Source organism: Candidatus Methanoperedens nitratireducens, from assembly GCF_900196725.1.
Taxonomy (GTDB): domain Archaea; phylum Halobacteriota; class Methanosarcinia; order Methanosarcinales; family Methanoperedenaceae; genus Methanoperedens; species Methanoperedens nitroreducens_A.
The window spans coordinates 1-4,935 of record NZ_FZMP01000075.1; the positions used below are offsets into that span (position 1 = coordinate 1).

Genomic DNA, 4,935 nt, shown 5'->3' on the forward strand with positions numbered 1-4,935 from the left:
ATTCCATAGCATGTTTTATTCGGCGGGTTGATATTTGCAAATAAATATATGTTGCATTCTTCGCTGCGTCATTCAGCCTTTTCCAAAAAATCGCCGTTGTCCTGGTCGTCCTTCTCGTAAATGGTAGCCATACTGGGTTTGATGTGGGCAGTCCTGGGGCAATAAAGGCAGGGCATGGAAAAAGAAATGTCGTGAAATAACTGCCCGAACAAAGAAGTAAAGGTTTTTATCTTATAAGGCTGTTATTGAGACGCCCCACGGGATAGTAGGGTAGCCTGGTCCATCCTTGAGCGTTTGGGACGCTTAGACCGCGGTTCAAATCCGCGCTATCCCATCTTTATATTATATAATTTTATGATTATATATTTAATGGTGTGACACTTTTCTCACACCTCTTATTAATATATTGTGCGTTCAAACACTAATTTGAATCAAAATTATCCAATCTCAAATTCATGAACGACAAACATCCCATACACACAACCATAAGCACCGAAGCATTGAGGATACTTGAACGTTACGAGAAAGAACTTGGTGCGAAGAACACAGTGCTTGAGCGCGCACTTCTCGGGATGGATAAACTGCGTTTCAAGGAAAAAGTAGACGCTCAAACTATCAGCAGGTTGATAAAAAGGGTAAATGCAGGGATACCTGGTGTTGATAACCTGATAGAAGGCGGAATACCGGAGGGTTTTGTAGTCGTAGTTACAGGTCCGCCTGGCACGGGAAAAACCACTTTTTCATTGCAGTATCTAATGGAAGGTTTAAAAAGGGACGAACGATGTATTTTTTTTTCATTTGAAGAGAAAGTGGAACATCTTATAAAGCAGTCCATCAGGTTCGGATGGGACATAGGTGAGTATATCGACAAGGGGTATCTGGAAATTTTCGGGTTCACAATGCTTTCAACTGAAGAGATCATTGAAATAATCAATGTTTTCAAGCCGAAACGAATTGTTTTTGATTCACTCAACACTTTTTTCGATATACATGAATTCCGACGGTCATCACAGTGGAGAAGCATATTAAAAGAAATAAGGGATAAGAAAATAACATGTCTTGCGATCACTGAAAAAAGACATGGCCTTGAAGTAAAGGAATATGACGAATTTGATTTTATGGGCGATGGCATTATATTTTTCGACAAAAACCAGAGGTATGACCTTGATCCATATCCTACATATTATCTCCAGATCCAGAAATTGCGAATTACCAAAATAAATGAAATGTCGCACCCATTTATATTTGCCGGGCATGGACTGGAACTTATAGGCAATAAGGGACTCGCTAAAATATTTGGAGGAACCCTGCCTGCAACACAAACACAAAAAACTTCAAATCCTTCTATCAAGCCTGTTGATATTAATATTAATTCTACCTAGACATCCTTACTTTATTTTCGCTTCTATTTTCTCAGCAAGACCTGTAAGATGCCCTGGATTATCAGGAATATCTTTTTTGTATTTGGCGCTGATCGCGGCAAAAATATTATTTTTTAAAAAGAGGAGATTATATGTGATCCCTTCCGAATCCTTTTTCATTAGCATAAAAGACGATTCACCGATGGTTTTTGTTATTACCGGCTTCCCATATCCATGCCGTTTCAAATATCTGGCATCGGCTTCATAAGCCTCTTTTGCTCCTTCATTATCCTTGTATGTTGTAATCACCTGTATGATCGTGTCCTTCTTATCCTTTAATAAACAGCTAAAACATCCTTCTGAGAAACCCCATTTCTTAAGGTCATGCGTTGTTGCGTAATTAAAGCATAATTCAGGCTCTGTTGAAAGCGTGCATACATTTTCATATACTATTTCTGTTTTTTCTCCTGCCTCGGCCTGGGTCAGGGCAATATCGATCGAACGGCCTGTCATGTTTTGCATTTAATGCGGAGGATAGATATGAAAGTATCGAAGTTTAATAGATAGAATAAAATAGATAGAATTACCTATTAAAGTTGATTATCGTTTAGTAGAGGATACATATTATGTTTAAGGCATTAATAGGCGCAGAAAAACTGAAAGATTCAATAGAATCAATATCCACACTCGTTGATGAAGCAAGATTCAGGCTTACGCCCCAGGGTCTATCAGTAAAGGCCGTGGACCCTGCCAATGTCGCCATGGTGAGTTTTGAGCTTTCAAAAGATGCTTTTGAATCTTTTGATGCAACAGAAGGTGAACTTGGTATTGATCTCACAAAATTGATCGGGGTAATGGAGATGGCAGAAAAGAGCGATAACATCGAGCTTGAGCTTGATGAGGCCAGCCATAAGCTCATTGTAAGGATGCGCGGGCTTGCTTACACCATGTCCCTGCTTGACCCTTCATCCATTCGCAAAGAACCAAAAGTTCCTACACTTGACCTTCCGGCGCACATCGTTATCCGTGGAGAAGATATAAAAAGGGCTGTAAAAGCTGCTGAAAAAGTGAGCGATTACATGTCTATGGGAGTTAAAGGAGATGTTTTCTTCATGGAAGCGGAAGGAGATACGGATAAGGTACATGTGGAATTAGGAAAAAGCCAGTTAATAGACCTCCAGGGGACTGATGCGAAATCATTATTCTCCCTTGATTATCTCTCTGACATGAGTAAGATCCTGGGGAAATCAAATGAAGTCAATATCGACCTGGGAAAGGATTTCCCGCTCAAGATCAGGATCAAGATCGCAGAAGGTCACGGAGAGGTCAGTTATATGCTGGCTCCCAGGGTTGAATCAGAATAGGCATGGATGTTTTCAGGTTTGCTTATTTTCCTTTTGTCAATGCAGCCGCAAAATATGTAGAAGCACTGGATTTCAAACTTGAAGAACTCTTTTCCGAAAGGGCATTTGAACAGGTAAGGGAACGCGGAAAACACCGTGTACTTGAGGCTATCGGGGATGGTATCACCAGGAATGCATCTCCTAGTGAAGAGAGTGCCAAAAAAGAACTTCTCTCCTATCCTGTTGCAAGAATTCTTGTATCGTGCATCAATGACGGATATCTTATCAAGCGTTATGCGCTTTCTGAGGCAAATCAGCTTTCGAGAAAGTAAAAGAACTGCGGGAAGATGAGCTGAAGGAATTTGCGCTTGATTTTAATATAAACGCAGTTCTTGATGAGAAAGGAGCAGTCATTCATTTTACGGATTACATACGCTATGCGAATGTGATCCATGAACCCAAATGGAAGCTTGTGAACAGGAATATTGACCATGGAAGGGTGTCACTTTCAAGGGAAGACTTCTCACGTATATTGGAAGAAGCCATCAGGAAACGTATTGAACATGGTCTTCCACTTGCTGTTCCTCCTGAGATATGCACATCCCTGGCGCAATATCTTGAGGATATCAGGAACGCCCTGACAACACGAAAATCCGAGTTCAATATCGAGGAATTCAAGGAAATAATGCCTGATTGTTTTCCTCCATGTGTTCTCCATGCCCTCTCAAATGTCAAAGCCGGGGTGAATCTTGCACATTCGATGCGGTTTGCCCTTGTTTCCTTCCTGCTAAATATCGGGATGAACATGGATGGGATAATTGAACTCTTTAAGGTCTCACCGGATTTTGATGAAGAGCGTACGCGATACCAGGTCAATCATATCCACGGCGCAACAGGTACAGCATATACATCCCCTTCATGCGCCACCATGATAACATACGGGAATTGTTATGGAAAAGAGGCGCTTTGTGACAGGATATCGCATCCGCTGTCGTATTACCGGAAGAAAGCATGGATATTGAAGAAAGGAAATTGATATAAATTATACTTTATATACTATGAGAAAAATTAATAAGTGTATAATATGGATGGATCGATAAACCAATTTCCTGAACAGGCAGCAAGAGATAATATTGATAAACTGACAGCCTATGATAAAACTGTGGACAGGAATTTCCAGAAATGGGTGTTTGAAAAGCAAGCCGGAGCATTAAAGTTCAATGAAGAGCAAATGAACTGGCTCAGGATGATGAAAGAACATATTGCCACAAGCTTTCATATTGAGGTTGAGAATCTTGACTACACACCTTTTGACGCACACGGAGGACGTGGTATGATGTTTGCGCTTTTTGGGAATGGAATGAATGCGATGATTAGTGAAATGAATGAGGCGCTGGCGGTATGAAAAAGAAAATTGACCAGATTATCATGAAGCTTCGGGAAAATAAGCCAGTTCTTGAAGAGAAATATAAAGTCAAAACGCTCGGAGTTTTTGGCTCATACGTCAGAGGAGAACAAAAAAAATCCAGTGATCTTGATATTCTTGTGGAGTTTCAGCAACCAGTAGGTCTTTTTGAATTTATGGAACTGGAGGATTTCCTGGAAACAAAAATGGGAGTTAAAATTGATCTTGTGTCTAAGAAAGCATTAAAACCAAGAATCGGCAAGCATATTCTTGAAGAGGTAATTAACGTATGAAGAAACGGGAATATGGAGATTTTGTCCAAGACATACTTGATACTATAAATGATGTCAGAAATTTCATTGAAGGAATGGATTTTGAGGATTTTATAAAAGATAAAAAGACTATTTATAGTGTCGTTCGCGCCATCGAAATAATCGGGGAAGCTACCAAGAATGTGCCCGAAGAAATAAGAAAGAAATATCCAGATGTTCCATGGAAAAAGATGGCTGGAATGAGAGACAGGCTGGCTCATGAATATTTCGGGGTTGATTTAGAAATTTTATGGGGAACAGCAACGGAAGATGTGCCTCAATTGAAAGTTCCAGTTTCAAAGGTTTTGGAAGATATGGATAAAGGTGAAAATACTTTACCATGAAGAAAATTGACCACATTATAACTAAACTAAAAGAAAATAAGCCAATTCTTGAGGTCATGGAAAAACTTGGATTTATTGAAAGGACAGGGGTTGGAAGAGCGATAAAATACCAGATATTAGAGAGGCGATAACTTGCACGCAAATTCATGCAAATTGCAACGCAAAATTACA

General features: G+C 39.9%; 9 protein-coding genes and 1 tRNA gene. 9 read left to right on the forward strand and 1 reads right to left on the reverse strand.

All coding sequences use genetic code 11. The annotated features are described in order from the left end of the window. Positions 1 to 259 precede the first annotated feature (259 nt). Both MNV_RS05815 and MNV_RS05820 read left to right on the forward strand, forming a co-directional pair. Positions 260 to 334 (forward strand) — tRNA-Pro (locus MNV_RS05815). A gap of 121 nt (positions 335 to 455) precedes the next feature. Then, entirely contained in the window at positions 456 to 1,382 is a 927-nt protein-coding gene (locus MNV_RS05820; protein WP_096204412.1) for an RAD55 family ATPase, read from the forward strand. Positions 1,383 to 1,388: 6 nt separating this feature from the next. On the opposite strand, the gene MNV_RS05825 is transcribed toward MNV_RS05820, so the two are convergent. Continuing rightward, positions 1,389 to 1,874 (reverse strand): hypothetical protein, encoded by a 486-nt coding sequence (locus tag MNV_RS05825; protein WP_096204413.1) that lies wholly within the window; start codon positions 1,872 to 1,874, stop codon positions 1,389 to 1,391. A 113-nt stretch (positions 1,875 to 1,987) separates the two neighbouring features. Between MNV_RS05825 and MNV_RS05830 the strand changes: the two genes are divergently transcribed. The 7 genes from MNV_RS05830 to MNV_RS20565 all read left to right on the forward strand — a co-directional run bounded on the left by MNV_RS05830 (position 1,988) and on the right by MNV_RS20565 (position 4,895). Then, positions 1,988 to 2,725, forward strand: coding sequence for a DNA polymerase sliding clamp (locus MNV_RS05830; RefSeq protein WP_096204414.1), 738 nt, complete (start codon positions 1,988 to 1,990; stop codon positions 2,723 to 2,725). A 2-nt stretch (positions 2,726 to 2,727) separates the two neighbouring features. After that, positions 2,728 to 3,036: a hypothetical protein gene (locus tag MNV_RS20555; RefSeq protein WP_256999965.1), complete on the forward strand. Its 309-nt coding sequence runs from the start codon at positions 2,728 to 2,730 to the stop codon at positions 3,034 to 3,036. Between the two features lie 113 nt (positions 3,037 to 3,149). Beyond that, positions 3,150 to 3,740 (forward strand): DNA primase large subunit PriL, encoded by a 591-nt coding sequence (locus MNV_RS20560; RefSeq protein ID WP_256999966.1) that lies wholly within the window; start codon positions 3,150 to 3,152, stop codon positions 3,738 to 3,740. Between the two features lie 48 nt (positions 3,741 to 3,788). Then, the gene (locus MNV_RS05840) at positions 3,789 to 4,109 is read left to right on the forward strand and encodes a type I restriction-modification enzyme R subunit C-terminal domain-containing protein (protein ID WP_096204415.1); all 321 of its coding nucleotides are present in this window, start codon (positions 3,789 to 3,791) and stop codon (positions 4,107 to 4,109) included. Continuing rightward, the gene (locus tag MNV_RS05845; protein WP_096204416.1) at positions 4,106 to 4,402 is read left to right on the forward strand and encodes a nucleotidyltransferase family protein; all 297 of its coding nucleotides are present in this window, start codon (positions 4,106 to 4,108) and stop codon (positions 4,400 to 4,402) included. Before MNV_RS05840 ends, MNV_RS05845 begins: the two co-directional genes overlap by 4 nt. Continuing rightward, positions 4,399 to 4,764, forward strand: a complete 366-nt coding sequence (locus MNV_RS05850) for a HepT-like ribonuclease domain-containing protein (RefSeq protein WP_096204417.1) — start codon at positions 4,399 to 4,401, stop codon at positions 4,762 to 4,764. Before MNV_RS05845 ends, MNV_RS05850 begins: the two co-directional genes overlap by 4 nt. Then, complete coding sequence (locus MNV_RS20565) at positions 4,761 to 4,895, forward strand: hypothetical protein (protein ID WP_255251623.1); 135 nt, start codon at positions 4,761 to 4,763, stop codon at positions 4,893 to 4,895. The genes MNV_RS05850 and MNV_RS20565 overlap by 4 nt, the downstream gene beginning before the upstream one ends. Positions 4,896 to 4,935: the final 40 nt, after the last annotated feature.

Excerpts from the sequence above, each read along its gene's own strand:
- MNV_RS05820 (WP_096204412.1), top strand. The coding sequence starts at position 456 with ATGAACGACAAACATCCCATACACACAACCATAAGCACCGAAGCATTG.
- MNV_RS05825 (WP_096204413.1), bottom strand. The coding sequence starts at position 1,874 with ATGACAGGCCGTTCGATCGATATTGCCCTGACCCAGGCCGAGGCAGGA.
- MNV_RS05830 (WP_096204414.1), top strand. The coding sequence starts at position 1,988 with ATGTTTAAGGCATTAATAGGCGCAGAAAAACTGAAAGATTCAATAGAA.
- MNV_RS20555 (WP_256999965.1), top strand. The coding sequence starts at position 2,728 with ATGGATGTTTTCAGGTTTGCTTATTTTCCTTTTGTCAATGCAGCCGCA.
- MNV_RS05840 (WP_096204415.1), top strand. The coding sequence starts at position 3,789 with ATGGATGGATCGATAAACCAATTTCCTGAACAGGCAGCAAGAGATAAT.
- MNV_RS05845 (WP_096204416.1), top strand. The coding sequence starts at position 4,106 with ATGAAAAAGAAAATTGACCAGATTATCATGAAGCTTCGGGAAAATAAG.
- MNV_RS05850 (WP_096204417.1), top strand. The coding sequence starts at position 4,399 with ATGAAGAAACGGGAATATGGAGATTTTGTCCAAGACATACTTGATACT.
- MNV_RS20565 (WP_255251623.1), top strand. The coding sequence starts at position 4,761 with ATGAAGAAAATTGACCACATTATAACTAAACTAAAAGAAAATAAGCCA.